The sequence below is a fragment of the Streptomyces sp. NPDC034084 genome (assembly GCF_055575535.1).
Map to the genome: position 1 here is coordinate 721,111 of NZ_JBVISK010000001.1, position 24,446 is coordinate 745,556.

Annotated in this window: 24 protein-coding genes; 14 read left to right on the forward strand and 10 right to left on the reverse strand. The window is 70.8% G+C overall.

Annotated elements, in window-relative coordinates:
- Positions 1–83 precede the first annotated feature (83 nt).
- Positions 84–1,241, forward strand: a complete 1,158-nt coding sequence (locus ACZ51I_RS03355) for an alkaline phosphatase PhoX (RefSeq protein WP_468871191.1) — start codon at positions 84–86, stop codon at positions 1,239–1,241.
- Between the two features lie 59 nt (positions 1,242–1,300).
- Here ACZ51I_RS03355 and ACZ51I_RS03360 read toward each other — a convergent pair whose 3' ends face one another.
- From ACZ51I_RS03360 to dusB, 3 genes are all read right to left on the reverse strand, one after another.
- The gene (locus ACZ51I_RS03360; protein ID WP_468871192.1) at positions 1,301–2,335 is read right to left on the reverse strand and encodes an ArsR/SmtB family transcription factor; all 1,035 of its coding nucleotides are present in this window, start codon (positions 2,333–2,335) and stop codon (positions 1,301–1,303) included.
- A 520-nt stretch (positions 2,336–2,855) separates the two neighbouring features.
- The gene (ppdK, locus tag ACZ51I_RS03365) at positions 2,856–5,567 is read right to left on the reverse strand and encodes a pyruvate, phosphate dikinase (RefSeq protein WP_468871194.1); all 2,712 of its coding nucleotides are present in this window, start codon (positions 5,565–5,567) and stop codon (positions 2,856–2,858) included.
- Between the two features lie 357 nt (positions 5,568–5,924).
- A complete protein-coding gene (gene dusB, locus ACZ51I_RS03370) occupies positions 5,925–7,061 on the reverse strand; it encodes a tRNA dihydrouridine synthase DusB (RefSeq protein ID WP_468871195.1) in 1,137 nt (378 codons plus the stop codon).
- Positions 7,062–7,113: 52 nt separating this feature from the next.
- Here dusB and ACZ51I_RS03375 point away from each other — a divergent pair, with 52 nt between their 5' ends.
- Positions 7,114–8,598, forward strand: a complete 1,485-nt coding sequence (locus tag ACZ51I_RS03375; protein ID WP_468871196.1) for an MFS transporter — start codon at positions 7,114–7,116, stop codon at positions 8,596–8,598.
- Here ACZ51I_RS03375 and ACZ51I_RS03380 read toward each other — a convergent pair.
- Positions 8,568–9,476, reverse strand: coding sequence for a helix-turn-helix transcriptional regulator (locus ACZ51I_RS03380; protein ID WP_468871197.1), 909 nt, complete (start codon positions 9,474–9,476; stop codon positions 8,568–8,570). The two genes, ACZ51I_RS03375 and ACZ51I_RS03380, sit on opposite strands and share 31 nt — an antisense overlap.
- Before the next feature lie 101 nt (positions 9,477–9,577).
- Here ACZ51I_RS03380 and ACZ51I_RS03385 point away from each other — a divergent pair, with 101 nt between their 5' ends.
- The 4 genes from ACZ51I_RS03385 (at position 9,578) to ACZ51I_RS03400 (ending at position 13,503) form a co-directional block, all read left to right on the forward strand.
- A complete protein-coding gene (locus tag ACZ51I_RS03385) occupies positions 9,578–11,014 on the forward strand; it encodes an MFS transporter (RefSeq protein WP_468871199.1) in 1,437 nt (478 codons plus the stop codon).
- Between the two features lie 53 nt (positions 11,015–11,067).
- Positions 11,068–12,096, forward strand: coding sequence for an aldo/keto reductase (locus ACZ51I_RS03390; protein ID WP_468871200.1), 1,029 nt, complete (start codon positions 11,068–11,070; stop codon positions 12,094–12,096).
- A 16-nt stretch (positions 12,097–12,112) separates the two neighbouring features.
- Positions 12,113–12,703: a TetR/AcrR family transcriptional regulator gene (locus tag ACZ51I_RS03395; RefSeq protein ID WP_468871202.1), complete on the forward strand. Its 591-nt coding sequence runs from the start codon at positions 12,113–12,115 to the stop codon at positions 12,701–12,703.
- A gap of 107 nt (positions 12,704–12,810) precedes the next feature.
- On the forward strand, positions 12,811–13,503 hold the full coding sequence (locus tag ACZ51I_RS03400; RefSeq protein WP_468871203.1) for a VC0807 family protein: 693 nt from the start codon (positions 12,811–12,813) through the stop codon (positions 13,501–13,503).
- Positions 13,504–13,567: 64 nt separating this feature from the next.
- Here ACZ51I_RS03400 and ACZ51I_RS03405 read toward each other — a convergent pair whose 3' ends face one another.
- Positions 13,568–14,947, reverse strand: a complete 1,380-nt coding sequence (locus ACZ51I_RS03405; protein WP_468871204.1) for a glycine--tRNA ligase — start codon at positions 14,945–14,947, stop codon at positions 13,568–13,570.
- Between the two features lie 154 nt (positions 14,948–15,101).
- On the opposite strand from ACZ51I_RS03405, the gene ACZ51I_RS03410 reads away from it, so the two are divergent.
- The 4 genes from ACZ51I_RS03410 to ACZ51I_RS03425 all read left to right on the forward strand — a co-directional run bounded on the left by ACZ51I_RS03410 (position 15,102) and on the right by ACZ51I_RS03425 (position 18,226).
- On the forward strand, positions 15,102–16,070 hold the full coding sequence (locus ACZ51I_RS03410; RefSeq protein ID WP_468871206.1) for a metal ABC transporter substrate-binding protein: 969 nt from the start codon (positions 15,102–15,104) through the stop codon (positions 16,068–16,070).
- 10 nt (positions 16,071–16,080) lie between these two features.
- Positions 16,081–16,848, forward strand: a complete 768-nt coding sequence (locus ACZ51I_RS03415; RefSeq protein ID WP_468871207.1) for a metal ABC transporter ATP-binding protein — start codon at positions 16,081–16,083, stop codon at positions 16,846–16,848.
- Positions 16,849–16,850: 2 nt separating this feature from the next.
- The gene (locus ACZ51I_RS03420; RefSeq protein WP_468871208.1) at positions 16,851–17,744 is read left to right on the forward strand and encodes a metal ABC transporter permease; all 894 of its coding nucleotides are present in this window, start codon (positions 16,851–16,853) and stop codon (positions 17,742–17,744) included.
- 71 nt (positions 17,745–17,815) lie between these two features.
- Positions 17,816–18,226, forward strand: coding sequence for a Fur family transcriptional regulator (locus ACZ51I_RS03425; RefSeq protein WP_041129147.1), 411 nt, complete (start codon positions 17,816–17,818; stop codon positions 18,224–18,226).
- A gap of 57 nt (positions 18,227–18,283) precedes the next feature.
- On the opposite strand, the gene ACZ51I_RS03430 is transcribed toward ACZ51I_RS03425, so the two are convergent.
- From ACZ51I_RS03430 to ACZ51I_RS03450, 5 genes are read right to left on the reverse strand one after another with little or no spacing between them, the layout of a single operon-like run.
- Positions 18,284–18,784, reverse strand: a complete 501-nt coding sequence (locus ACZ51I_RS03430) for a YcxB family protein (RefSeq protein WP_468871209.1) — start codon at positions 18,782–18,784, stop codon at positions 18,284–18,286.
- A 19-nt stretch (positions 18,785–18,803) separates the two neighbouring features.
- A complete protein-coding gene (locus ACZ51I_RS03435) occupies positions 18,804–19,628 on the reverse strand; it encodes an isoprenyl transferase (protein WP_468871210.1) in 825 nt (274 codons plus the stop codon).
- A 12-nt stretch (positions 19,629–19,640) separates the two neighbouring features.
- Complete coding sequence (recO, locus tag ACZ51I_RS03440; RefSeq protein ID WP_055643554.1) at positions 19,641–20,390, reverse strand: DNA repair protein RecO; 750 nt, start codon at positions 20,388–20,390, stop codon at positions 19,641–19,643.
- A gap of 56 nt (positions 20,391–20,446) precedes the next feature.
- A complete protein-coding gene (locus tag ACZ51I_RS03445; RefSeq protein WP_093876188.1) occupies positions 20,447–20,662 on the reverse strand; it encodes a hypothetical protein in 216 nt (71 codons plus the stop codon).
- Positions 20,659–20,880, reverse strand: coding sequence for a hypothetical protein (locus ACZ51I_RS03450; protein ID WP_468871211.1), 222 nt, complete (start codon positions 20,878–20,880; stop codon positions 20,659–20,661). Before ACZ51I_RS03450 ends, ACZ51I_RS03445 begins: the two co-directional genes overlap by 4 nt.
- A gap of 132 nt (positions 20,881–21,012) precedes the next feature.
- On the opposite strand from ACZ51I_RS03450, the gene ACZ51I_RS03455 reads away from it, so the two are divergent.
- The 4 genes from ACZ51I_RS03455 to ACZ51I_RS03470 all read left to right on the forward strand — a co-directional run bounded on the left by ACZ51I_RS03455 (position 21,013) and on the right by ACZ51I_RS03470 (position 24,436).
- Entirely contained in the window at positions 21,013–21,846 is an 834-nt protein-coding gene (locus ACZ51I_RS03455) for a helix-turn-helix domain-containing protein (RefSeq protein ID WP_468871212.1), read from the forward strand.
- A complete protein-coding gene (locus ACZ51I_RS03460; protein WP_468871213.1) occupies positions 21,828–22,097 on the forward strand; it encodes a DUF397 domain-containing protein in 270 nt (89 codons plus the stop codon). Before ACZ51I_RS03455 ends, ACZ51I_RS03460 begins: the two co-directional genes overlap by 19 nt.
- Positions 22,094–22,927: a hypothetical protein gene (locus ACZ51I_RS03465; RefSeq protein ID WP_468871214.1), complete on the forward strand. Its 834-nt coding sequence runs from the start codon at positions 22,094–22,096 to the stop codon at positions 22,925–22,927. Before ACZ51I_RS03460 ends, ACZ51I_RS03465 begins: the two co-directional genes overlap by 4 nt.
- 138 nt (positions 22,928–23,065) lie before the next feature.
- A complete protein-coding gene (locus ACZ51I_RS03470; RefSeq protein ID WP_468871215.1) occupies positions 23,066–24,436 on the forward strand; it encodes an FAD-dependent oxidoreductase in 1,371 nt (456 codons plus the stop codon).
- The last annotated feature ends 10 nt before the right edge of the window (positions 24,437–24,446 follow it).

A 24,446-nucleotide genomic window follows, 5' to 3' on the forward strand; every position in this document is an offset into this window, starting at 1 on the left:
ACTCCTAGGTTCCGGAAGCGCGCGACCCCCGCCTCCGACCGGTGTGGCGGGGCTGGTTCACCACCCTTACTCAGGAGTGAGACGTGGAGCGACGCAGTTTCCTGCGTGGAGCGGTCCTCGGCACCTCGGCAGCCGCCTTCGGCGGCAGCCTGTGGCAGAGCGCGGCCTTCGCCGCCCCCGCCCAGCCCGGCGCCGGCCCCTACGGGGCGCTCGGCGCGGCGGACGCGAACGGCATCCAGCTGCCGGCCGGGTTCACCAGCCGGGTGATCGCCCGGTCCGGCCAGACGGTGCCCGGCACCTCGTACGCCTGGCACAGCGCCCCCGACGGCGGCGCCTGCTTCGCCGACGGCACCGGCTGGATCTACGTGTCGAACTCGGAGATCAACCCCAGCGGCGGCGCGAGCGCGGTGAGGTTCGACTCCGCGGGCACGATCACCGGCGCGTACCGCATCCTCTCCGGCACCCGCCAGAACTGCGCCGGCGGCAAGACCCCGTGGAACACCTGGCTGTCCTGCGAGGAGGTCTCCCTGGGCTACGTCTACGAGACGAACCCGTGGGGCGGCACCGCCACCCGCCGGGACGCGATGGGCAGGTTCAAGCACGAGGCGGCGGCGGCCGACCCGGTGCGCCGGGTGGTCTACCTGACCGAGGACGAGACGGACGGCTGCTTCTACCGCTTCATCCCCACCACCTGGGGCGACCTCTCCTCCGGCACCCTCCAGGTCTTCAAGGCGGGCACCGCCGCCTCGGGCACCTTCACCTGGCAGAACGTGCCGGACCCGGACGGCTCCCCGACCACCACCCGCACCCAGGTCTCCGGCGCCAAGCACTTCAACGGCGGCGAGGGCTGCTACTACGCGAACGACACCGTCTGGTTCACCACCAAGGGCGACAACCGGGTCTGGCAGGTCAACCTCGCCGCCGGCACCTACGAGCTGGCCTACGACGACTCGCTCGTCTCCGGCGGCGGCGCCCCGCTGACCGGCGTCGACAACATCACCGGCACCTCCTCCGGCGATCTGTTCGTCGCCGAGGACGGCGGCAACATGGAGATCTGCGTCATCACGCCGGACGACGTCGTCGCGCCGTTCCTGCGGATCACCGGCCAGTCCTCCTCCGAGATCACCGGACCGGCCTTCTCCCCCGACGGCACCCGGCTGTACTTCTCCAGCCAGCGCGGCACGAGCGGCAGCTCCTCGGGCGGCATCACGTACGAGGTGACCGGCCCGTTCCGCGCGTGACCCGGGTGACCGGCTCTCCCGGGCGTGACCGGGGGAAGGCCGGCGTGCTCCGCGCGTAGCTACGACGTGACCTGCCCGTTCCGCGCGTACCCGCCCGGATAGCACCGCAGGCCCACCGTCCGCTGGGCGCCGCCGAGGAGGGCGGCGCCCAGCGGCGTCAGCGTGTGCAGGACCGCGTTGCCGTGGCGGAGGGTCGCGATGAGCCCGGCCTCGCGGAGCACGCCCGCGTGCTGGCTGGCGGAGGCCAGGGACACCCCGGCCCTGCGGGCCAGCTCGCTCGTCGTCCCGCCGTCCCCGATGGCGTGCAGGACGGCCGAGCGGGTCTGCCCGACCAGCTTGGCGAGCGAGGAGCCGCCCGGCGCGCTGACCGTCGGCGCCTCGCCGTGCGTGACGGGGTAGACGAGGACCGGCGGCAGCGCGGGATCGCGCAGCACCACCGGGGTCCCCCGGCAGAAGAACGAGGGCTGGAGCAGCAGCCCCCGCCCGTCGAGGTGGACGTCCCGGTCGACCGGGTAGTCCGCCTCCAGGACGGGCGCGCGCCAGCGCAGCATCGGCGGCAGCGAGGCGAGCAGCTCCTCGGCCCCGCCGTCCAGGAGCGCCCGGCCGCGGCGGGCCCGGTCGGCCTCGACGCGCGCCCGGATGTGCGGCCAGTACGGCTCCACGGCGGCCCGGTGGTAGCTCCGCAGGGCCCCCACGAGCCGGTCGAAGGGCTCCGCCCCGCCGTCGGCGAGGGCGCGCAGCGAGTGGGGCACGGTCCGGCCGCCGGAACGGTCGGCGGCGAGCAGGGAGAGCTCGCCGCGCAGCCGGCCGGGCTCGGTGGCCCGGATGGCCTGGAGGCCCTCGTCGAGCCCGTGGACGCCTTCGGCGGGCGTCAGGAAGTCGGGGAAATAGCCGCGGCTGGGAACGAGCGCGGCGAGGAGGCGGGTCTCACCGCCGAGCCGCATCCGGGCGTCCGCGCGCCATTCCCCGTAGACGACGGAGCCGCGCCGGTCCCTTAAACGGTGAAAGCTCAGAATCGTTTCCCACAGAACGTCCGGCCGGGCGGCCGTCCGAACCCCCGCCAGATCGTTTCCGGTGAAATGAATCCGCAGCATGAAAGTCCCCACCTGTGCACTCGCAACCACCCCCGACGACGAGTATGCACAGCATCACTGCACGTTACCAGGGTGTTTCAGCCACAGTTGAAAGGCATCGCGGCAATCGTGCGGAACCGAAAAGCTGTACGGGTCGGGCAGGAAACCTTCAGGACCGAGGTGACGTGGTGAAGACCGTGGGGGGCTTTGCCCGTCCGGCGGCGGTCGGCGAGGTTGCGGCTCACCTGTCCGGCATCGGTAAAGGGCGTGGCCTCCGGGTGGGGATCCGGGGGCCGCGCCCGCCCCGTTCTTTGCGCTGAGGAATCGAAGAAGTTCAATCTCCAATAATTCAATCGGCCGCAATTGAACATTGGCTCACATCAGCCCGGCAGACAAACGAACAAAGAACGGGACGGACACCTCCGCACAAAGGTGTCCGTCCCGTCTCTTTTTGTGAATCCGGAGCCGCCGCCCGTCGGTGAGGGTCAAGAGGAGACCGACGGCGGCCCCGGTGGTCCGGTGGGGCACGGCGCCCCGTGGCTCAGCGGCTGTCGCTGCCCTTCGACTCGGCGGCCGCGCGGCCCGCCTCCAGACGCGCCACCGGGATCCGGAAGGGCGAGCAGGAGACGTAGTCGAGACCCACCTCGTGGAAGAAGTGCACCGACTCCGGGTCACCGCCGTGCTCGCCGCAGACACCGAGCTTGATGTCGGGGCGGGTGGCGCGGCCGGCCTGGACGGCGCTGCGCACGAGCGCGCCGACACCGTCCTTGTCGATGGTCTCGAAGGGGCTGACGCCGAAGATGCCCTTCTCCAGGTACGCGGTGAAGAACGAGGCCTCCACGTCGTCGCGGGAGAAGCCCCACACCGTCTGCGTCAGGTCGTTCGTGCCGAAGGAGAAGAACTCCGCGGCCTCGGCGATCTGTCCGGCGGTCACGGCGGCGCGCGGCAGCTCGATCATGGTGCCGAGCGCGAGCTTGAGGTCGACGCCGGTCTGCGCCCGGACCTCGGCGATGACCTGCTCGGCCTCCTCGCGGACGATCTCCAGCTCCTGGACGGTGCCGACGAGCGGGATCATGATCTCGGCGCGCGGGTCGCCCTTGGCGTCGATGCGGTGGGCCGCGGCCTCGGCGATCGCCCGGACCTGCATGGTGAACAGGCCGGGGATGACCAGGCCGAGGCGGACACCGCGCAGACCCAGCATCGGGTTCTGCTCGTGCAGCCGGTGCACGGCCTGGAGCAGGCGCAGGTCGTTCTCGTGCGGCTCCTTGCGGGACTCGGCGAGGGCGACGCGCACCGACAGCTCGGTGATGTCGGGCAGGAACTCGTGCAGCGGCGGGTCGAGCAGACGGACCGTGACGGGCAGCCCGTCCATGGCCTCGAAGAGCTCGATGAAGTCCTGCTTCTGGAGCGGGAGCAGCGCCTTCAGCGACTCCTCGCGCTCGGCGTCCGTGTCGGCCAGGATGAGCCGCTCGACGTACTGGCGGCGCTCGCCGAGGAACATGTGCTCGGTGCGGCACAGGCCGATGCCCTGGGCGCCGAAGCGGCGGGCGCGCGAGGCGTCCTCGGCGTTGTCGGCGTTGGCGCGGACGCGGAGGCGGCGGACGCGGTCGGCGTAGGCCATGATCCGGTGGACGGCGGCGACGAGCTCGTCGGCGTCGTCGGCTCCGGCGTGCATGCGGCCCTCGAAGTACTCGACGACCGGGGACGGTACGACGGGTACCTCACCGAGGTAGACCTTGCCGGTGGAGCCGTCAATGGAGACGACGTCGCCCTCCTCGACGACCTGGCCGTCGGCCGTGGTCATCCGGCGGCGCTTGGTGTCGACCTCGAGCTCCTCGGCGCCGCAGACACAGGTCTTGCCCATGCCGCGCGCGACGACGGCGGCGTGCGAGGTCTTGCCGCCGCGGGAGGTGAGGATGCCCTCGGCGGCGATCATGCCGTCCAGGTCGTCCGGGTTGGTCTCGCGGCGGATCAGGATGACCTTCTCGCCGGAGCGGGACCACTTGACGGCCGTGTACGAGTCGAAGACGGCCTTGCCGACGGCCGCGCCCGGGGAGGCGGCGATGCCGCGCCCGATCTGCTCGACCTTCGCGTGCTCGTCGAACTTGGGGAACATCAGCTGCGCGAGCTGGGCGCCGGTGACGCGCTGGAGCGCCTCGGCCTCGTCGATCAGGCCCTGGTCCACGAGCTGCGTCGCGATGCGGAAGGCGGCACCGGCGGTGCGCTTGCCGACGCGGGTCTGGAGCATCCAGAGCTGACCGCGCTCGATGGTGAACTCGATGTCGCAGAGATCCTTGTAGTGGGTCTCAAGGGTCTCCATGATGTGCATGAGCTGGTCGTACGACGTCTTGTCGATCGACTCGAGGTCGGCCAGCGGCACGGTGTTGCGGATGCCGGCGACGACGTCCTCGCCCTGCGCGTTCTGCAGGTAGTCGCCGTAGACGCCCTGGTGGCCGGAGGCGGGGTCGCGGGTGAAGGCGACGCCGGTGCCGGAGTCGGGGCCGAGGTTGCCGAAGACCATCGAGCAGACGTTGACGGCGGTGCCGAGGTCGCCCGGGATGCGCTCCTGGCGGCGGTAGAGCTTGGCGCGGTCCGTGTTCCAGGAGTTGAAGACGGCCTCGATGGCGAGGTCCATCTGCTCGCGCGGGTCCTGCGGGAAGTCGCGGCCGGTCTCGGCCTTCACGATCTTCTTGAAGCGGTCGACGACCTTCTTGAGGTCGGCCGCGTCCAGGTCGGTGTCGCTGGCGACCTTCTTCGCGGTCTTGGCCTCGTCGAGGGCCTCCTCGAAGAGCTCGCCGTCGACGCCGAGGACGGTCTTGCCGAACATCTGGATCAGGCGGCGGTACGAGTCCCAGGCGAAGCGCTCGTTGTCGGCCTGGGCGGCGAGGCCGACGACCGACTCGTCCGAGAGGCCGATGTTGAGGACGGTGTCCATCATGCCCGGCATGGAGAACTTCGCGCCCGAGCGGACGGAGACGAGAAGGGGGTTGTCGGCCTGGCCGAGCTTCTTGCCCATCTTCTGCTCGAGGGCGTCGAGGTGGGCGCTCACCTCGTCGCGGAGCTCCACCGGCTCCGAGCCGCTCTCGAGGTAGACCTTGCACGCCTCGGTGGTGATCGTGAAGCCCGGAGGCACCGGCAGACCGAGGTTGGTCATCTCGGCGAGGTTGGCGCCCTTGCCACCGAGCAGGTCCTTCAGGTCCCTGTTGCCCTCGGTGAAGTCGTAGACGAACTTCTGATCATTGTTTTCCGACACGGGTCCCGACTCCTCGATGACTCGGTTGGCTGCCCTGACGGCGAGGAACATACCCAGATCGAAGGCTTCTAGGGAGGTACGCCTAGCGGTCACACGGTCTTAACCACCCGTCCGCCAGCACTTCGAAAGTTACCGATGCGAAGCTTCCGGTTTCACGCCCCGAAGCCCGGTTGAGCCAATCTCGCAGTTACGCGCTCACATGAGCGCACAATCGAGCACTTGCGTTCAAGTCTTGAACACAAAAGGGGTGGCACCCAGTGCCACCCCTTCAGGCTGTACAGTCGCTCGCAACTCGCTCATCTGAGCGTGACCACCCTCAAGGGTGGCGAGGATCACTTCCCCCGGAAGGGCCGGATCTCAGCCGCCGGACGTGTCCAGCTCGGCGTCCTCACTCACCCCGGCGCAGTCGTAAGGGTCCTTCAACCAGCCGTCCGGCAGGACAACCCGGTTGTTACCGGACGTACGCCCCCGAGGGCCGTCCGCACCCACCGGCCACGGCTGATCCAGGTCGAGCTCGCTCAACTGAGCGCGCAGCTCGTCCAGGGAGGAGGTGATCGCGAGCTTCTTGCGCATCTCGGAGCCGACCGCGAAGCCCTTCAGATACCACGCCACGTGCTTGCGGAAGTCGATGACACCGCGTGCCTCGTCGCCGAGCCACTCCCCGAGCAGCGCCGCGTGCCGCACCATCGCGTCCGCGACCTCCCGCAGCCCCGGCTGCGCGTAGGCGCCGGTGCCCTCGAAGCCCGCCACGAGGTCCCCGAAGAGCCACGGGCGGCCCAGGCAGCCGCGGCCCACGACGACGCCGTCGCAGCCCGTCTCGCGCATCATCCGCAGGGCGTCGTCGGCCGACCAGATGTCGCCGTTGCCCAGCACCGGGATCTCCGGCACGTGCTCCTTGAGCCGCGCGATCGCGTCCCAGTCGGCCGTACCGCCGTAGTGCTGCGCCGCCGTCCGCCCGTGCAGGGCGATCGCCGTGACGCCCTCCTCGACCGCGATCCGGCCCGCGTCCAGGTACGTGATGTGGTCGTCGTCGATGCCCTTGCGCATCTTCATCGTGACCGGCAGGTCGCCCGCGTTGGTCACGGCCTCGTTCAGGATCGCCCGCAGCAGCGGCCGCTTGTACGGCAGGGCCGAGCCGCCGCCCTTCCTGGTCACCTTGGGCACCGGGCAGCCGAAGTTCAGGTCGATGTGGTCGGCCAGGTCCTCGTCGACGATCATCCGCACGGCCTTGCCGACCGTCACCGGGTCCACCCCGTACAACTGGATGGAGCGCGGCTTCTCCGTCTCGTCGAAGCGGATGAGCTGCATCGTCTTCTCGTTGCGCTCGACCAGGGCCCTCGTCGTGATCATCTCGCTCACGAACAGCCCCTTGCCGCCGCTGTACTCGCGGCAGAGGGTACGGAAGGGGGCGTTGGTGATGCCGGCCATGGGGGCGAGCACCACCGGCGGCTGCACGATGTGCGGCCCGATGGCGAGAGGGGAGAACGCGGTCATTGGGCCATTGTCCCGCACTGCGGAGTTTCTTAGACAGCCATACGATCCGCACATGCCCGAGCTCACACGCGCTCGCCGTCTCGTCGTCCTCGCGATCTGCTGCATGAGCCTGCTGATCGTCAGCCTGGACAACACCGCGCTGAACGTCGCCCTGCCCGCCATGCGGCGCGATCTCGGCGCCACCGTCGCCGGCATGCAGTGGACGATCGACGCCTACACCCTGGTCCTCGCCTCCCTGCTGATGCTCGCGGGCTCCACCGCCGACCGGATCGGCCGCCGCAAGGTCTTCGTCACCGGACTCGCCGTCTTCGCCCTCGGCTCGCTGCTCTGCTCCCTCGCGCCGAACCTGGAGGCCCTGATCGCCTTCCGGGCGGTCCAGGCCGTGGGCGGCTCGATGCTGAACCCGGTCGCCATGTCGATCATCACCAACACCTTCACGGAACCGGCCGCACGCGCGCGTGCCATCGGCGTCTGGGGCGGGGTCGTCGGCGTCTCCATGGCCGCCGGGCCGCTGGTGGGCGGGGTGCTCGTCCAGTCGGTCGGCTGGCGGGCGATCTTCTGGGTGAACCTGCCGGTCGCCTTCGCCGCCCTGCTCCTGACCCTGCGGTACGTCCCCGAGTCCCGCGCGCCCCGGCCCCGGCGCCCCGACCCCGTCGGGCAGCTCCTGGTGACGGTGCTCCTCGGCTCGCTCACGTACGCGATCATCGAGACGGACCCGCTCTTCGCCGGGATCGCGGCCGCCGCGCTCGCCGGGTTGCTCGTCTACGAGCCCCGGCGCCAGGAGCCCCTCATCGACCTGCGGTTCTTCCGGAGCGCGCCGTTCAGCGGGGCCACCGTCATCGCGGTCTGCGCCTTCGCCTCGCTCGGCGGTTTCCTCTTCCTGAACACGCTGTACCTCCAGGACGTGCGAGGCCTCTCCCCGCTGTCCGCCGGGCTCTGGATGCTGCCGATGGCCGGCATGACCTTCGTCTTCGCCCCGCTGTCGGGGCGCCTCACGGCGACGCGCGGGCCGCGTCCCTCACTGCTGCTCGCGGGGACGGCGATGGCGGCCGGGCCGCTGCTCTTCGCGGCCTTCTCGGCCGAGACGAGCGATCCCCTGCTCCTCACCGGCTACGTGGTCTTCGGCATCGGCTTCGGCCTGGTGAACGCCCCGATCACCAACACCGCCGTCTCCGGGATGCCCCGCGCGCAGGCCGGGGTGGCGGCGGCGGTGGCCTCGACGAGCCGCCAGGTCGGGCAGACGCTGGGGGTCGCGGTGATCGGCACGGTCCTGGCGGCGGGCGTCGGCGCCGTGCCGGACGCGGACGCGTTCGTGGCGGCGGCCCGCCCCGGCTACTGGATCATCACGGGCTGCGGACTCGCCGTCCTGGCGGTCGGCGCCCTGACCAGCGGCCCGTGGGCGCGCCGCACGGCGGAGCGGACGGCCCGGTGCCTGGCGCCGGCGGAGAACGACCGGGAGGAAGGGAAGCGCGAGGGCCGCGTGGACGACGGCCGGGAAGGCGGGGCTCAGGCCACGGCCAAGGCGCCCTCCCCCTGAGCCTCCCGCTCCCCGATCACCAGGTCGAGAAGGCGGGCGACGCCGGCGTGGGTGGCGTCGTCGACGGGGACGTACGTCACGAGGTGCGTCCCCGCGTTCGGGCCGAGCCAGAGGTTGGTGTGCTCGAAGCTGAGCAGGCCGACCCGGGCGTTGCGGATGATCTTCACGCGGCCTCCGGGGGCGACCACCTCGTGCCGGGCCCAGAGCTCCCGGAACTCGGGCGAGGCCTCTTCGAGGCGGCGTACGAGCTCCTTCCAGGCGGGTTCGGCCAGGTGCTCGGTCATCGCGGCGCGGAGCTTCCCGGCGAGCATGCGCGTCACCTCGGGCAGGTCGGTGACCGAGGCCCGGAAGTCCTCGTTGGTGAAGGCCAGCCAGAGGGAGTTGCGGTCCTCGCGGGGCAGCGCGTCCAGGTCGCAGAAGAGCTGCCCGAAGGTGCGGTTGTGGGCGAGGAAGTCGTACCGGCTGTTCTGGATCGCGGCCGGCACGGGTTCCAGCTGGTCGAGCAGCCGGCGCAGGGTGGGCGTCACGACCGGGCAGGGCGCCTCGGGGTGCGGGTCGGCGTGACCGGCGAGGGCGAAGAGGTGGCTGCGCTCGGTCGGGTCGAGCAGCAGGGCGCCGGCGAGGGCGTCCACGACCTGCGGGGAGACCTGGATGTCGCGGGCCTGTTCGAGCCAGGTGTACCAGGTGACGCCGACGGCGGAGAGGTGCGCGACCTCCTCGCGGCGCAGGCCGGGGGTGCGCCGGCGCCTGCCCCGGGGCAGGCCGACCTGCTCGGGGGTGATGCGCTCGCGGCGGCTGCGCAGGAAGGCGGCGAGTTCGTGCCGCCGCACGTCCTGTTCGGTCGGCGCCGCGGGTCCGCTCATCGCCATGACGGTCATGCCTCCAGGGTGCCGGGGTGGTCAGCCGGTTTCCAGGTAGTGCTTGTACCAGGATAAAGAGACTCTGGTACCAGGCTGAGCGGAGGCGGAGGCTCGGTCGCGTGACTACGACCTCCACCCCCGTCCGTACCGTGGCCCCTCCCGGCCGGCCGGCTCCGGCGCTCGGCACCCTCGGCCTGTTCACCGTCCTCCTCGGCGCCGCGCTCCCCCTCATCGACTTCTTCATCGTGAACGTCGCCCTGCCGTCCATCGACCACGACCTGGCCGCGGGCCCGGCGCTCCTGGAGCTGGTCGTCGCCGGGTACGGCCTGTCGTACTCGGTGCTGCTCGTCCTCGGCGGGCGGCTCGGCGACCTCTTCGGCCGCCGGCGGCTCTTCCTCGCGGGCATGGCCGCCTTCGGCCTGACCTCGCTCGCCTGCGGGCTCGCCCCGGACGCCTGGACCCTGGTCGCGGCGCGGGTCGCCCAGGGCGCGGCGGCGGCGCTGATGCTGCCGCAGGTGCTCGCGACCATCACCTCCTCGACGCAGGGGCCGCGCCGGGCGAGGGCGCTGAGCCTGTACGGCGCGACCGCCGGTCTCGCGATGGCGGGCGGCCAGATCCTGGGCGGGGTCCTCGTGACCGCCGATCTCGCGGGCACCGGCTGGCGTGCGGTGTTCCTGGTGAACGTGCCGGTGGCGGTGGCGGGCCTGGCGCTCGCCGTCCGTACGGTGCCGGAGACGCGTTCGGACCGGCCGGCGCCGGTGGACGTCGCGGGCACGCTGCTCCTCGCGCTGGCGCTGCTCACCCTGCTCGCGCCACTGACGGAGGGCCGGGCGGCGGGCTGGCCGCTGTGGACCTGGGTGTCGCTCGCGGTGTTCCCGTTCGCGGCCGGGGCCTTCTGGTGGGTGGAACGGCGGGCGGACCGCCGGGGCGCCATCCCGCTGGTCCCGCCGAGTCTGCTCGCCCTGGTCCCGCTGCGGCGCGGCCTCGCGGTGGTGCTGCCGCTGTCGCTGGGCTTCAGCGGCTTCATGTTCGTGATCGCCGTGGCGCTCCAGCAGGGCCTGGAGATGGGCGCGGTGGCCTCGGGTCTGGCGCTGGTGCCGATGGCGCTGGCGTTCTTCGGCGCGTCGCTGGCGGGTCCCCGGCTCGTACGGCGCTGGGGCACCCGGATCGTGCCGGTGGGGGCGCTGCTCCAGGGGCTCGGCATCGCCGCCCTCGCCTGGTCGGTGGGGCGCGACTGGGAGGGGCTCTCGGTCGGGGACCTGGTGCCGGGCATGGCGGTCGCGGGACTCGGCCAGGGGCTCCAGCTGCCGGTGCTCTTCCGGGTGGTGCTCTCCGAGGTCCCGTCGGAGCGGGCGGGCGTCGGCAGCGGGGTCATGGTGACCACGCAGCAGTCGGCGCTGACGCTGGGCGTGGCGACGCTCGGTTCGCTCTTCCTCTCGCTGGCGTCCTCGCCGGCCGGCATGGGTGCGGCGCTGCGGACGACGCTGCTGGTCCAGCTGGGTGTGGTGGCGCTGACGCTGCTGCTGAGCCTGCGCCTCCCCCGTCACGTGAAATGAGAGATGGGATGACAGATATTGAAATCTGTCATCCCTCATGCCATGGTTGTTCCATGACGACCACAGCGAAGAACCCCCTCCCCACCCGCCCCCTCGGCGCCACCGGTCCCGTCGTGTCCGCGCTCGGCCTCGGCTGCATGGGCATGTCCGCGCTGTACGGGGAGAGCGACCGCGCCGAGTCGGTCGCGACGATCCACAGCGCCCTCGACGCCGGAGTCACCCTGCTCGACACGGGCGACTTCTACGGGATGGGCCACAACGAGCTGCTCATCAACGAGGCCCTGCGGACCGCGCCCGCAGCCGCCCGCGAGCGGGCGCTGACCAGCGTCAAGTTCGGCGCGCTGCGCACGGTCGAGGGCGAGTTCACCGGCTACGACGGCCGCCCGGCCGCCGTGAAGAACTTCGCGGCGTACTCGCTCCAGCGCCTCGGCACCGACCACATCGACATCTACCGGATCGCCCGCGTCGACCCGGACGTGCCGATCGAGGAGACCGTCGGCGCCATCGCCGAGCTGGTCGAGGCGGGACACGTGCGGCACATCGGCCTCTCGGAGGTCGGCGCGGACACCCTGCGCCGGGCGGCGGCCACGGCCCCGATCGCGGACCTCCAGATCGAGTACAGCCTCGTCTCCCGCTCCATCGAGGAGAAGATCCTGCCCACCGCCCGCGAGCTGGGCATCGGGATCACGGCCTACGGAGTGCTGTCCCGGGGCCTGATCAGCGGCCACTTCACCCGCGACCGGCAGCTCGGCCCCGGCGACTTCCGGGGCATGTCCCCGCGCTTCCAGGGCGAGAACCTCGACCGGAACCTGGACCTGGTGGACCGGCTGCGCGCGGTCGCCGAGGCCAAGGGCGCCACGGTCGCCCAGACGGCGATCGCCTGGGTCCTCGCCCAGGGCCGGGACATCGTCCCGCTGGTCGGCGCCCGGCGCAGGGACCGGCTCGCGGAGGCGCTCGGCGCCCTGGACGTCACGCTCGACGCCGCCGACCTGGCCGCGATCGAGGAGGCCGTCCCCGCGGGCGCGGCGGCCGGCGAGCGCTACCCGGCGGCGCAGATGGCCCATCTGGACAGCGAGCACTGACCGGTACTGTCGTTCCATGGCCGCCACCGAGACCCTGACCGCAGAGCGCATCCTCGAAGCCACCGAGGAGGTGCTGCGGCGCTACGGTCCCGCGAAGGCGACCGTCGTCGACGTGGCCCGGGTCCTCGGCGTCAGCCACGGCAGCGTCTACCGCCACTTCCGCACCAAGGCCGCGCTGCGCGAGGCGGTCACCGAGCAGTGGCTGGAGCGGACGATCACGGCCCTCCGGCCGTACGTGGAGGCCGGGGGTCCCGCGGACGAGCGGCTCACCGGCTGGCTCACGGCGCTCTTCGCCCTCAAGCGCAAGAAGGCGGGCGGCGACCCGGAGCTGATGGCCACCTTCCAGGTGCTGATCGGCGAGAACAGCACGGTGGTCGACCGGCACGAGGAGCACCTCGTCGAGCAGATCGCCCGCATCCTGGAGGACGGTCACCGCGAGGGCCTCTTCGCGCCGCCGGAGCGGGACTTCACGGCGACGGCCCGCGCGGTCTTCCACGCCACGGACCGCTTCCACAACCCGGCGCACGCCGCCGAGTGGTCGGCCCCGGGCGTCGAGGACGCCTTCACGGCGGTCGTCTCCCTGGTGCAGCGAGCACTGCGAGCCTGAGCAGTTTCGCCACTTGAAGATCATTTGGCTTGGAGTTTCCCCTTCCCTGTCCGGTGCATGACTAGCGTTCCCCCGCACCTCGACCGTGAGAACTCCCAGGGGGAACCATGTCCACACCCGCCAGACCGGCCCGCTCAGGCGGTTCCTCCGCGATCAGCTGGGTCCTCACCATCGGCCTCAACGTCGTCGCGCCGATCGTCACGTACAACATCCTGACGGAGGATCACGGCTGGTCCGAGTTCTCCGCGCTGCTCCTCAGCAGCGCCTGGCCGGTGCTCGACACCGCGATCATGGTGGCCTGGCGCCGCAAGATCGACGAGTTCGCCATGGTCACCCTGGTCTTCCTGGTGATCACGGCGGTGGTCTCGCTGGTCGGCGCGCACACCGCCCGCGCGCTCCTGGTCAAGGACTCGTCGGTGACGGGCCTGTTCGGCCTGCTCTGCCTGGGGACGCTGCTCGCCCCGCGCCCGCTGATGTTCTACTTCGGCCGCAAGTTCGCGACCGACGGCACCCCGGCCTCCACGGCCTGGTGGAACGGCATGTGGCAGTACGAGGGCTTCCGCTCCACGATGCGCACGATGACGCTGGTGTGGGGCGTGGCGTACGTGACCGAGGCACTGGTCCGTATCGCCCTCGCGTACGCGCTGCCGACGAAGACCATGGTCACGCTCAGCCCGGTCATGATCTACGGAGTCCTCGGCGCCCTCGGCGTGTGGACGGCGTGGTTCGGCAAGCGGCGCGCGGCGGAGGGAGCCCGCCGCCAGGCGGAGGCGTCGGCGGCCGCCGCAACCGCCGCCTGACACCACGGGAAGGCCCCCGGTTCCGAAGACGGAACCGGGGGTCTCGCTGTGCCGGCGAACAGATTCAGCAGCCCAGCAGACGGCTGCCCAGGTAGCTCTGGATCTGGTCGAGGGAGACGCGCTCCTGCTTCATCGTGTCGCGCTCGCGCACGGTCACCGCGTTGTCGTCGAGGGTGTCGAAGTCGACGGTCACGCAGAACGGGGTGCCGATCTCGTCCTGACGGCGGTAGCGGCGGCCGATGGCGCCGGCGTCGTCGAACTCGATGTTCCAGTTCTGGCGCAGGTCCGCCGCGAGGCCCTTGGCCTTCGGGGAGAGCTGCGGGTTGCGGGAGAGCGGGAGGACCGCGGCCTTGACCGGGGCCAGGCGGTGGTCGAGGCGCAGCACGGTGCGCTTCTCCATGACGCCCTTGGCGTTCGGCGCCTCGTCCTCGATGTACGCGTCGAGCAGGAAGGCCAGCATCGCGCGGCCGACACCGGCGGCGGGCTCGATGACGTACGGCGTGTACCGCTCGCCCGACTCCTGCTCGTGGAACATCAGGTTGGCGCCGGAGGCCTTGGAGTGGGCGCTCAGGTCGTAGTCGGTGCGGTTGGCGACGCCCTCCAGCTCGCCCCACTCGCTGCCGCCGAACGAGAAGCGGTACTCGATGTCGGCGGTGCGCTTCGAGTAGTGGGAGAGCTTCTCCTTCGGGTGCTCGAACCAGCGCATGTTCTCCTCACGGAGACCCAGGCCGGTGTACCAGTTCCAGCGCTGCTCCATCCAGTACTCCTGCCACTGCTCGTCCTCGCCCGGCTTGACGAAGAACTCCATCTCCATCTGCTCGAACTCGCGCGTGCGGAAGATGAAGTTGCCCGGAGTGATCTCGTTCCGGAAGGACTTGCCCATCTGCGCGATGCCGAACGGGGGCTTCTTGCGCGCGGTGGTCTGCACCTGGGCGAAGTTGGTGAAGATGCCCTGGGCGGTCTCGGGACGCAGGTACGCGACGGAGCCGGTGTCCTGGGTCGGGCCGAGGTGCGTGGAAAGCAGGCCCGAGAACTGCTTGGGCTCGGTGAAGGTGCCCTTGTTGCCGCAGTTCGGGCAGTTGAGGTCGGTGAGGCTCTCGGGGAGACGGCCGTGCTTCTCCTCGTACGCCTCCTCCAGGTGGTCGGCGCGGAAGCGCTTGTGGCAGGAGGTGCACTCGGTCAGCGGGTCGGTGAAGGTCGCGACGTGACCGGAGGCCTCCCAGACCTCGGTGGCCAGGATGACCGACGAGTCGATGCCGACGACGTCCTCGCGCGCGGTGACCATGTAACGCCACCACTGGCGCTTGATGTTCTCCTTGAGTTCGACACCCAGCGGTCCGTAGTCCCAGGCGGCACGCTGGCCGCCGTAGATCTCGCTGCACGGGTAGACGAAGCCACGGCGCTTGCTCAGGCTGACGATGGTGTCGATCTTGTCGGCGGCCACGGTGCTCTCTTCATTACGACGACGAAGTGCGAATGCCACAGGTTACCGGCGCGCACGCCCCCCGTATCAAATCGGTTCGGCCCCGGGGCCTGGTGCGCAGGGCCACACGCAGGGCAATTGACAACCGTTTCCATTTTTGTTGAAAATGAGTGTCATGAACGTACGCCGCCTGATACCCACCACCGCCCTCGCCGGAGCCGTCGCGCTCGGCCTCGTCTCCCTCACCGCCTGCGCCGGAAGCTCCGACGCGGCCGACAAGCGGAACGGCGGCAAGCTGGACGTGGTGGCGTCGTTCTACCCCATGCAGTACCTGGCCGAGCAGATAGGCGGCGGCCACGTCGCCGTCGACACGCTCACCCGGCCCGGCGTCGAACCCCACGACCTGGAGCTCAAGCCGAAGCAGATCGGCGAGCTCGGCGAGGCCGACGTCATCCTCTACCTCAAGGGCGTCCAGCCCGCCGTCGACGAGGCCATCGCCCAGGCCGGCGTGAAGAACACCGTCGACGCCGCCACGCTGACGAAGCTCGAAGAGCACGGCACCGAGGTCGGCCACGACCACGGCCACGGTGGGGAACACGGCGACGACCACGCGTCCGAGGCCGGCGCCGACCCCCACATCTGGCTCGACCCCGTGAAGTACGCCGAGGTCGCCCAGGGCGTCGGCAGCGCCCTGGAGAAGGCGGACCCGGACCACGCCGCCGACTACAAGAAGAACACCGCGGCCCTGGTGAAGAAGCTCGGCGACCTGAACACCGCGTTCGAGACGGGCCTCGGGAACACCGCCACCAAGACCTTCATCACCACCCACTCCGCCTTCGGCTACCTCGCCGAGCGGTACGGCCTGGAGCAGGAGGGCATCACCGGCATCGACCCCGAGTCCGAGCCGAGCCCCGCCCGCATCAGGGAACTCCAGGACATCGCGGAGCACGACAAGGTCTCCACCGTCTTCTTCGAGACCCTCGCGAGCGACAAGACCGCGAAGACCCTCGCGCAGGACACCGGCCTCAAGACCGACGTCCTGGACCCCCTCGAGGGAATCACGGACAAGTCCAAGGGCGATGACTACATCGAGGTCATGCAGTCCAACCTCGCCGCACTGAAGACCGCGCTCGGCGCCAAGTAGGAGGCACCTCGTGAGCGACGACCAGCCCGTCATCTCCGTCCGCGGAGCCACGGCCGCCCTCGGCGCCCGCCCCGTCCTGCGGGGCGTCGACCTCACCGTCCGCCGCGGCGAGGTCGTCGCCCTGCTCGGCGCCAACGGCTCCGGCAAGTCCACCGCCGTCCGCGCGATCATCGGCCAGGTCCCGCTGACCGGCGGCACGATCGAGCTGTTCGGCACCGAGCGGAAGCGGTTCCGCGACTGGGCCCGCGTCGGCTACGTGCCACAGCGCACCACCGCCGCCGCCGGCGTCCCCGCCACCATCCGCGAGGTCGTCTCCTCCGGCCGGCTCTCCCGCCGGAAGTTCGGCTGGACGACGAAGGCCGACCGGGCCGCCGTCGAGCGGGCCATCGAGCTCGTCGGCCTCGCCGACCGCGCCGAGGACTCCGTCTCCGCGCTCTCCGGCGGCCAGCACCAGCGGGTCCTGATCGCCCGCGCGCTCGCCTCCCGGCCCGAACTCCTGATCATGGACGAGCCGATGGCCGGCGTGGACCTCGCGAGCCAGGAGATCCTCGCCGCGACCCTGCGCGAGCAGGTCGCGGACGGCGCCTCCGTCCTCCTCGTCCTGCACGAGCTGGGCCCCCTGGAGCCCCTCATCGACCGCGCGGTCGTCCTGCGCGACGGCTGCGTCGTCCACGACGGCCCGCCGCCCGAGGCCCTCGGCCAGCACGCGCTGCCGGGCCACGACCACGTACATCCGCACGCGGCCGGCGAGCCGCTCCGCACGGGACTGCTGACCTGATCATGGAGTTCCTCGAACCGGCCTTCATGCAGCGGGCGCTCCTCGCGGCCGTCCTCGTCGGCATCACCGCCCCCGCCGTCGGCATCTACCTCGTCCAGCGCCGCCAGGCCCTCATGGGCGACGGCATCGGCCACGTCGCCATGACCGGCGTCGGCCTCGGCTTCCTGCTGAACTCCAGCCCGGTCTGGATGGCGACCCTCGTCGCCGTCGCCGGCTCGGTCGCCATGGAGCTGATCCGGGCGTACGGGAAGACCCGCGGCGACCTCGCGCTCGCGCTGCTCTTCTACGGAGGCATGGCCGGCGGCGTCCTGCTGATCAACCTCTCGCCGACCGGCTCCAACGCCAACCTCGGCTCGTACCTCTTCGGTTCACTCTCCACCGTGTCCACCGAGGACGTCACCGCGATCAGCGTCCTCGCCGCCTTCGTGGTCCTCGTCACGGTCGGCCTGCGCAGGCAGCTCTTCGCCGTCAGCCAGGACGAGGAGTTCGCCCGGGTCACCGGCCTGCCGGTGCGCGCCCTGAACCTGCTGATCGCCGTCACCGCCGCCGTGACCGTCACGGTCGCCATGCGGGTCGTCGGCCTGCTCCTCGTCAGCGCGCTCATGGTGGTGCCCGTGGCGGCGGCCCAGCAGCTGTCGAAGTCCTTCCGCGCGACCTTCGTCCTCGCGGTGGCGACGGGCATCACCGTCACCCTGGCGGGCACGGTCACCTCGTACTACCAGGACGTGCCGCCCGGGGCCACGATCGTCCTGTACGCGATCGGGGTCTTCATCGTCCTGACCCTGCTCGCCACGCCACTCGCCAAGCGGCGGGCCCGGGCGGCCGAAGTGGCCACCAGGGACTGCGACGCGCAGGTTCCGGCCACCCGGCGGCCCTCCGACGACGTGAAGGTCTGATCCGCGTCTGATCCCGGGGGCACGGGGGGCTGGCAGAATGGCGGGGCAGACAAGCATCCAAGGAGGCCCCCGTGGCGACGGCAGGACCCCCCGTACGCGGCCGCTCGACCAAGCAGCGGGCCGCAGTGTCGGCGGCACTGAACGAGGTGGACGAGTTCCGCAGCGCCCAGGAGCTGCACGACATGCTCAAGCACCGCGGCGACTCCGTCGGCCTCACGACCGTCTACCGCACGCTCCAGTCCCTCGCGGACGCGGGCGAGGTCGACGCGCTGCGCACCAGCGACGGCGAGACGGTCTACCGCCGCTGCTCGACCGGCGACCACCACCACCATCTGGTCTGCCGCGTCTGCGGCAAGGCCGTGGAGGTGGAGGGCCCGATGGTCGAGCAGTGGGCCGAGACGATCGCGTCCGAGCACGGCTTCGTGAACGTGGCGCACACGGTCGAAATCTTCGGCACCTGCGCGGAGTGCGCGGGGAAGTGACCTGACATACGAGGGGCCCGCACCGGATCGATTCCGGTGCGGGCCCCTCGTCTGTCGTCACACCCGTACGGCGTGCCGGTCCAGGAGCGCCCGCAGCCGGTCCGCGTCGGCCGGGCCGGCGAGCCCGCGCTTGGGAAGGTACGCGAAACCGGTCCCGGACGTGCGGTCCGTGAACAGGACGAAGAGCCGGGGCGTCTCCGCGTACCGGGACAACAGTGCCCACCGGATCGTGGTGTCGGTGTCCCGGGAGGTCCAGCGCCCGCCGTCCTCGTCCACGAACGCGCGGGCGTCGCCCTGGGCCCGGATCAGCCGGAACAGGCTCCGGGCCGTCGCCCACGGGATCAGCTCGACGGCGGTCACGGCCACCAGGCCGAGGAACGCGAGCAGGACCGCCTCGCCCGGGTCCCCGGCCGACAGGGCGAGCCCGGCGACGAGCCAGGCCGGCACACCGCCGCCCCACGCGACCCACCTCATGAGCCGCCACCAGCGGGTCGCCCGCAGCCTCACCCGTACCGCCTCGTGCACCTCGGCGAACTCCGCCGAGTAGACGAGCTCCATCCCCTCCCCCACGGCCGGCTCAGGCCTTGTCGAGGACGGCCATGTCGGCCGGGTCGACGCCACCGAAGCGGCGGTCGCGCTGGGCGAACTCGACACAGGCCCGCCACAGGTCGCGCCGGTCGAAGTCCGGCCACAGCACGTCCTGGAAGACCATCTCGGCGTAGGCGCTCTGCCAGATCAGGTAGTTGGAGGTGCGCTGCTCGCCGCTCGGGCGCAGGAACAGGTCCACGTCCGGCATGTCCGGGTAGTACAGGTACTTCTGGATGGTCTTCTCGGTGATCTTCGCCGGGTCGAGCCTGCCCGCCTTCACGTCCTCCGCGAGCGCCTGCGCCGCGTCCGTGAGCTCCGCGCGACCGCCGTAGTTCATGCAGAAGTACAGCGTCAGCTTCGTGTTGTCCTTGGTCTGCTCCTGCGCGATCTGGAGCTCCTTGGCCACCGACTTCCACAGCTTGGGCATGCGGCCCACCCAGCGCACGCGGATGCCGAGCTCGTCGAGCTGGTCGCGGGTCTTGCGGATGAAGTCGCGGTTGAAGTTCATGAGGAAGCGCACCTCCTCGGGCGAGCGCTTCCAGTTCTCGGTGGAGAAGGCGTACAGCGAGATCGCCCCCACGCCCATCTCGATCGCGCCCTGGAGCACGTCGAGCACCTGCTCGGCGCCGACCTTGTGCCCCTCGGTGCGCGGCAGCCCGCGCTCCTTGGCCCAGCGGCCGTTGCCGTCCATGACGATCGCGACGTGCTCCGGGACGAGCTCGCTCTGGAGCTTCGGCGGGCGGGCACCGGAGGGGTGCGGCTCGGGGGTCCTGTACTCCCGACGCTGGCGCCCGAGGAGTCGTGCGATGGCCATGAGTGGTCTCTCCTAGCTTTTCTCTACGTACCGCAGGGAGCGCAGGCCGCGCTCCAGGTGCCAGTGCAGATAGGCGGACACGAGTCCGCTGCCCTCTCTGACGTGACGCGGCTCGCACGCGTCCGCCGTCGCCCAGTCGCCGGTGAGCAGCGCGCTGAGCAGGCCGATGGCCTCCGCAGAGGGTACGACGCTTCCGGGCACCCGGCAGTCGCCGCAGATGACCCCGCCCGCCCCGACCGAGAAGAACCGGTTCGGCCCGTGGAGTCCGCATTTCGCGCAGTCGTCGAAGCTGGGCGCGTAGCCGTTCACGGCGAGGGAGCGGAGGAGGAAGGCGTCCAGGATGAGGTGCGGCGCGTGCTCGCCCCGGGCGAGCGTCCGCAGGCCGCCGACGAGCAGCAGGTACTGCTGCACGGCCGGCTCGCCCTCGTGGTCGGTGAACCGCTCCGCCGTCTCCAGCATGGCCGTGCCCGCCGTGTACCGGGCGTAGTCGGTGACGATCCCGCCGCCGTACGCGGCGATGGTCTCGCTCTGCGTGCACAGCGGCAGGCCACGCCCGACCAGCTCACTCCCCCGGGCGAAGAACTGCACGTCCACGTGCGAGAAGGGTTCGAGGCGCGCCCCGAACTTCGACTTCGTCCGGCGCACGCCCCGCGCGACAGCGCGTACGCGGCCGTGACCGCGCGTGAGGATCGTGATGATGCGGTCCGCTTCACCCAGCTTCTGGGTGCGCAGCACGATGCCGTCGTCGCGGAACAGACTCATGCGCCCATTCTCGCGCACGACGGCCGTGGTCCCTGCCGGGTCTCACGGAGCCGGGCTCAGGGCACCTCGCCCCGGCTCCGGGCGTTGACGTGTGCCGTGGCCGCGCTCAGTCGCTCGGCCGAGGTGGCCTCCCGCACCCCCTCGGGCTCGACGTCCCACTCCCGCCCGCCGCCCAGCGGGCGGATCTGGACGTAGGGGCCCTCGCGCCCCATGAGCCTCCCGACCCGTCCGGTGCGGATCTCGACGACGTACGACCCGATGGGCAGCGTCATGAGCGGCTCTCCTCCCTCGGCAGGACGGCGGCGGCGAGGAGCCGGGCCGTTTCCACCGTGCAGCATCCCAATTCCACGAGCGGCCTCGGAGGATCGGCGGCGAGGGTGACGACGTCGAGCCCGAGCGAGGGGATCGTGATTCCTGCCCTCGCGAGCGCCTCGCGCAATTCCGTCACTGCCTCGTTTGCGGCTTCGATGGCCCCCGTGGTCGTCTTCATGATGTCTTCCTTCACCAACGTATGCCTTTCTGAATCCATTTCCCGCTTCGCCTCACCAGGGTGGGGGCGGATCCGTAGAATCGGCAGATGCGCAGGCCATACAACTGCGGCGTAGGGTTGGGGAGTTAATCCATGGCCAGAAGCAAGCAGCAGGACGCGTGGGAGTTCTTCGGCGAGCTCCTCAAGGAACGCCGGGAGGCGGCGGGCCTCTCCCAGGGCGAACTGGGCAGACGGGTGTTCGTATCCGGGGCGTACATCGGCCTGTTCGAGCAGGGAATTCGAAAGCCGCAGCTGGATGTGGCGCAGCGAATCGACGAGGTCCTACAAACCGGCGGTATTTTCGAACGTACGTGGCGCAAGCTCATCAACAGGTCGCCGTACGCCGCTTATTTCAGCGAGGTGGCGGAGCTGGAGCGGGTGGCGACGCGGATCTGCGAGTTCGCGCCGACGGTGGTGCCGGGGTTGCTGCAGACGGCGGAGTACGCGCGGGCGGTGACGGTGGCGGCGAACCCCTTCGCAACGGAGGAGTACGTCGAGGAGAAGGTCAGCTCCCGGATGGACCGAGCGAGGATCCTCACGGACGCTACAAGACCCGAGTATTGGGTCATCCTGCACGAGAACGCGCTACTCACCCCTGTGGGCGGCCCGGAGGTGATGGCCACGACGCTGGATCACATCATCACCCTGGCGAGGGAGCGGTGGGTGTTGGTGACAGTGCTTCCACGGTCCGCAGGCGCGCACGCGTTCATGACCGGCTCGCTCAAGCTCCTGGAGTTCGACGACGCACCGCCAACGGCCTATACGGAGACCGAGTTTTCGGGGACGCTCCTGGACGATCCGGCAGTGGTGAAGCAGGCACAGCGCGCCTACGATCTGCTCAGGGTCGCCACCTTGTCGCCGGAGGCGTCCCTGACCCTGATCGAGTCGGCGGCGGAGGACTACAGACGATGCGCCAGTACGACCTGAGCAACGCCCACTGGTTCAAGAGTTCCTACAGCAACGGTCAGGGCGGCGACTGCGTCGAGGTCGCGTACGACTTCGTCGGCGCCGCCTGGCGCAAGAGCACCTACAGCAACGGGTCCGGCGGAGACTGCGTCGAGGTCCTCGACGACGTCCCCGGTGTCGTCCCCGTCCGGGACAGCAAGGTCACCGACGGTCCCGTCCTGGTCGTGCCCGCCGCCGCCTGGTCCGCCTTCGTCGACGGCATCGCCAGATGACGATCAGCCCGTCCGCGCCGGTGGTCCAGGGCGCCAAGAAGGTCTCCCTCCAACTCGACGGTGACGCGGTGCTCCTGAGCCGGCCGCAGGAGGAGGCGCGCATTCCCCTGGCCGCGATCCGGGAGGTCCGGGTCGAGGGGCGGTCGGTCACGGTCGAGCTGACGGCGCCGGCCGGAGCCGTACCGGCCGCGCACCGGGTCGACGGGGTGAGCGAGGCCGGAGCCGCCCTGTTCGCCGCGACGGTGAACGCCGCCCTGCCCGGGGCGGAGGGCCGGGACACGGCGGCCGACGGGTCCGCTCTCGTCGAGACGCGCCGGTTCGCGCTGAGCAGGCGGGCGCGGAAGCGGCGGTTCGTGACGTGGTGGACGGCCGGGCTCCTGACGCTGGTGATCGCCCTGTGCGTGCTCGCCTCCGTCGGCGGGCAGCCGGTCGCCGTGGTCCTCTTCGTGCCCCTGGGCCTGGTCGGCTCGGGATGCCTCGTCGCCGGGGGGAACGCCCTGGTCAACTGGTACCGCGAGTGGCGCCTGACCCGGTACGGCATCACGACCTTCGCCGCCGAGGTCCCGGAGCGGCCGGGGATGTACCTGTACACCGACCCCTCGGGCCTGATCCGCAACGTGTTCACCTGGGCCGGCCGCGTGGCCGTCAAGGTCAGCTACGACCCCGAGGACCCGGGGAACGTCGTCCTCCCGAGGACGGCGCTCCTCCGGCGCGGGGAGCTGGGGACCGGACTCCTGCTCACCCTCGGCGGGCTCTCCTCGTTCGCCACCCTGATCGGGATCACCGTCCAGATACTCCTCGGCACGATCGACCTCTCCGCGCCCGCCTAGGGGTACTTATGGAAGTCATAAGTCCACCTTATGAGGCCATAGACCGGGGGCGGGTACCACTCCGCGCGAGGGGTTATTTAGGGTGACCTAAGTGTCGGCGGCCTCGCCGCCATGTCGCTTGCGAAGGGAAACCCCGTCATGCCCCGCCCTCTCCGGGTCGCGATCGTCGGCGCCGGCCCCGCCGGAATCTACGCCGCCGATGCGCTGCTGAAGTCCGAGGCCGCCGCCGAGCCGGGCGTGTCGATCGACCTCTTCGAGCGCATGCCGGCCCCCTTCGGCCTGATCCGCTACGGCGTCGCCCCCGACCACCCCCGCATCAAGGGCATCATCACCGCCCTCCACCAGGTCCTCGACAAGCCGCAGGTCCGCCTCTTCGGCAACGTGAACTACGGCACCGACGTCCACCTCGACGACCTGCGCTCCTTCTACGACGCGGTGGTCTTCTCCACCGGCGCCATGTTCGACCGCGAGCTCCGCATCCCGGGCGTCGAACTGGACGGCTCGTACGGCGCCGCCGACTTCGCGTCCTGGTACGACGGTCACCCGGACGTGCCGCGCACCTGGCCCCTGAAGGCGGGGAAGGTCGCCGTCCTGGGCGTCGGCAACGTGGCCCTCGACATCGCCCGCATCCTCGCCAAGACGGCCGACGAGCTGCTCCCGACCGAGATCCCGGCCAACGTCTACGAGGGCCTCAAGGCCAACAAGGCCACCGAGATCCACGTCTTCGGCCGCCGCGGCCCGGCGCAGGCGAAGTTCAGCCCCATGGAACTGCGCGAGCTGGACCACTCGCCGAACATCGAGGTCATCGTCAACCCCGAGGACATCGACTACGACGAGGGCTCGATCGCCGAGCGCCGCAAGAACAAGCAGACCGACATGGTCGCCAAGACCCTGGAGAACTGGGCGATCCGCGACGCCGGCGACCGTCCGCACAAGCTCTTCCTGCACTTCTTCGAGTCCCCCGTCGAGATCCTCGGCGAGGACGGACAGGTCGTCGGCCTGCGCACCGAGCGCACCGAGCTCGACGGCACGGGCAACGTCAAGGGCACCGGCCGGACGACGGACTGGGACGTCCAGGCCGTGTACCGCGCCGTCGGCTACCTCTCCGACGAGCTGCCCAAGCTCCCCTGGGACGCCGTCTCCGGCACCGTCCCGGACCAGGGCGGCCGCGTCATCGAGGAGACCGGCGAGCACATGGCCTCCACGTACTGCACCGGCTGGATCCGGCGCGGCCCCGTCGGCCTCATCGGCCACACCAAGGGCGACGCCAACGAGACCGTCGCGAACCTCCTGGACGACTTCGCGAACGGGCGCCTGCTCACGCCGGAGACCCCGGAGGAGGACGCGGTCGTGTCCTTCCTGGAGGGCAAGGGCGTCACGTACACGACGTGGGAGGGCTGGTACGCCCTCGACGCCGCCGAGAAGGCGCTCGGCGAGCCCCAGGGCCGCGAGCGCGTGAAGATCGTCGAGCGCGAGGACATGCTGCGCGCGAGCGGCGCGATCGAGTAGCCGCCCGCGG

What these genes read in the sequence shown, in the direction of transcription:
- ACZ51I_RS03430 (WP_468871209.1), bottom strand. Translation starts at nt 18,784, where the DNA reads ATGGAGCTCGTCTACTCGGCGGAGTTCGCCGAGGTGCACGAGGCGGTA.
- dusB (WP_468871195.1), bottom strand. Translation starts at nt 7,061, where the DNA reads ATGACCGCGTTCTCCCCTCTCGCCATCGGGCCGCACATCGTGCAGCCG.
- ACZ51I_RS03380 (WP_468871197.1), bottom strand. Translation starts at nt 9,476, where the DNA reads ATGACCGTCATGGCGATGAGCGGACCCGCGGCGCCGACCGAACAGGAC.
- ACZ51I_RS03420 (WP_468871208.1), top strand. Translation starts at nt 16,851, where the DNA reads ATGGAGTTCCTCGAACCGGCCTTCATGCAGCGGGCGCTCCTCGCGGCC.
- ACZ51I_RS03395 (WP_468871202.1), top strand. Translation starts at nt 12,113, where the DNA reads ATGGCCGCCACCGAGACCCTGACCGCAGAGCGCATCCTCGAAGCCACC.
- ACZ51I_RS03470 (WP_468871215.1), top strand. Translation starts at nt 23,066, where the DNA reads ATGCCCCGCCCTCTCCGGGTCGCGATCGTCGGCGCCGGCCCCGCCGGA.
- ACZ51I_RS03445 (WP_093876188.1), bottom strand. Translation starts at nt 20,662, where the DNA reads ATGACGCTGCCCATCGGGTCGTACGTCGTCGAGATCCGCACCGGACGG.
- ACZ51I_RS03455 (WP_468871212.1), top strand. Translation starts at nt 21,013, where the DNA reads ATGGCCAGAAGCAAGCAGCAGGACGCGTGGGAGTTCTTCGGCGAGCTC.
- ACZ51I_RS03410 (WP_468871206.1), top strand. Translation starts at nt 15,102, where the DNA reads ATGAACGTACGCCGCCTGATACCCACCACCGCCCTCGCCGGAGCCGTC.
- ACZ51I_RS03375 (WP_468871196.1), top strand. Translation starts at nt 7,114, where the DNA reads ATGCCCGAGCTCACACGCGCTCGCCGTCTCGTCGTCCTCGCGATCTGC.
- ACZ51I_RS03465 (WP_468871214.1), top strand. Translation starts at nt 22,094, where the DNA reads ATGACGATCAGCCCGTCCGCGCCGGTGGTCCAGGGCGCCAAGAAGGTC.
- recO (WP_055643554.1), bottom strand. Translation starts at nt 20,390, where the DNA reads ATGAGTCTGTTCCGCGACGACGGCATCGTGCTGCGCACCCAGAAGCTG.
- ACZ51I_RS03400 (WP_468871203.1), top strand. Translation starts at nt 12,811, where the DNA reads ATGTCCACACCCGCCAGACCGGCCCGCTCAGGCGGTTCCTCCGCGATC.
- ACZ51I_RS03435 (WP_468871210.1), bottom strand. Translation starts at nt 19,628, where the DNA reads ATGGCCATCGCACGACTCCTCGGGCGCCAGCGTCGGGAGTACAGGACC.
- ACZ51I_RS03460 (WP_468871213.1), top strand. Translation starts at nt 21,828, where the DNA reads ATGCGCCAGTACGACCTGAGCAACGCCCACTGGTTCAAGAGTTCCTAC.
- ACZ51I_RS03390 (WP_468871200.1), top strand. Translation starts at nt 11,068, where the DNA reads ATGACGACCACAGCGAAGAACCCCCTCCCCACCCGCCCCCTCGGCGCC.
- ACZ51I_RS03360 (WP_468871192.1), bottom strand. Translation starts at nt 2,335, where the DNA reads ATGCTGCGGATTCATTTCACCGGAAACGATCTGGCGGGGGTTCGGACG.
- ACZ51I_RS03450 (WP_468871211.1), bottom strand. Translation starts at nt 20,880, where the DNA reads ATGAAGACGACCACGGGGGCCATCGAAGCCGCAAACGAGGCAGTGACG.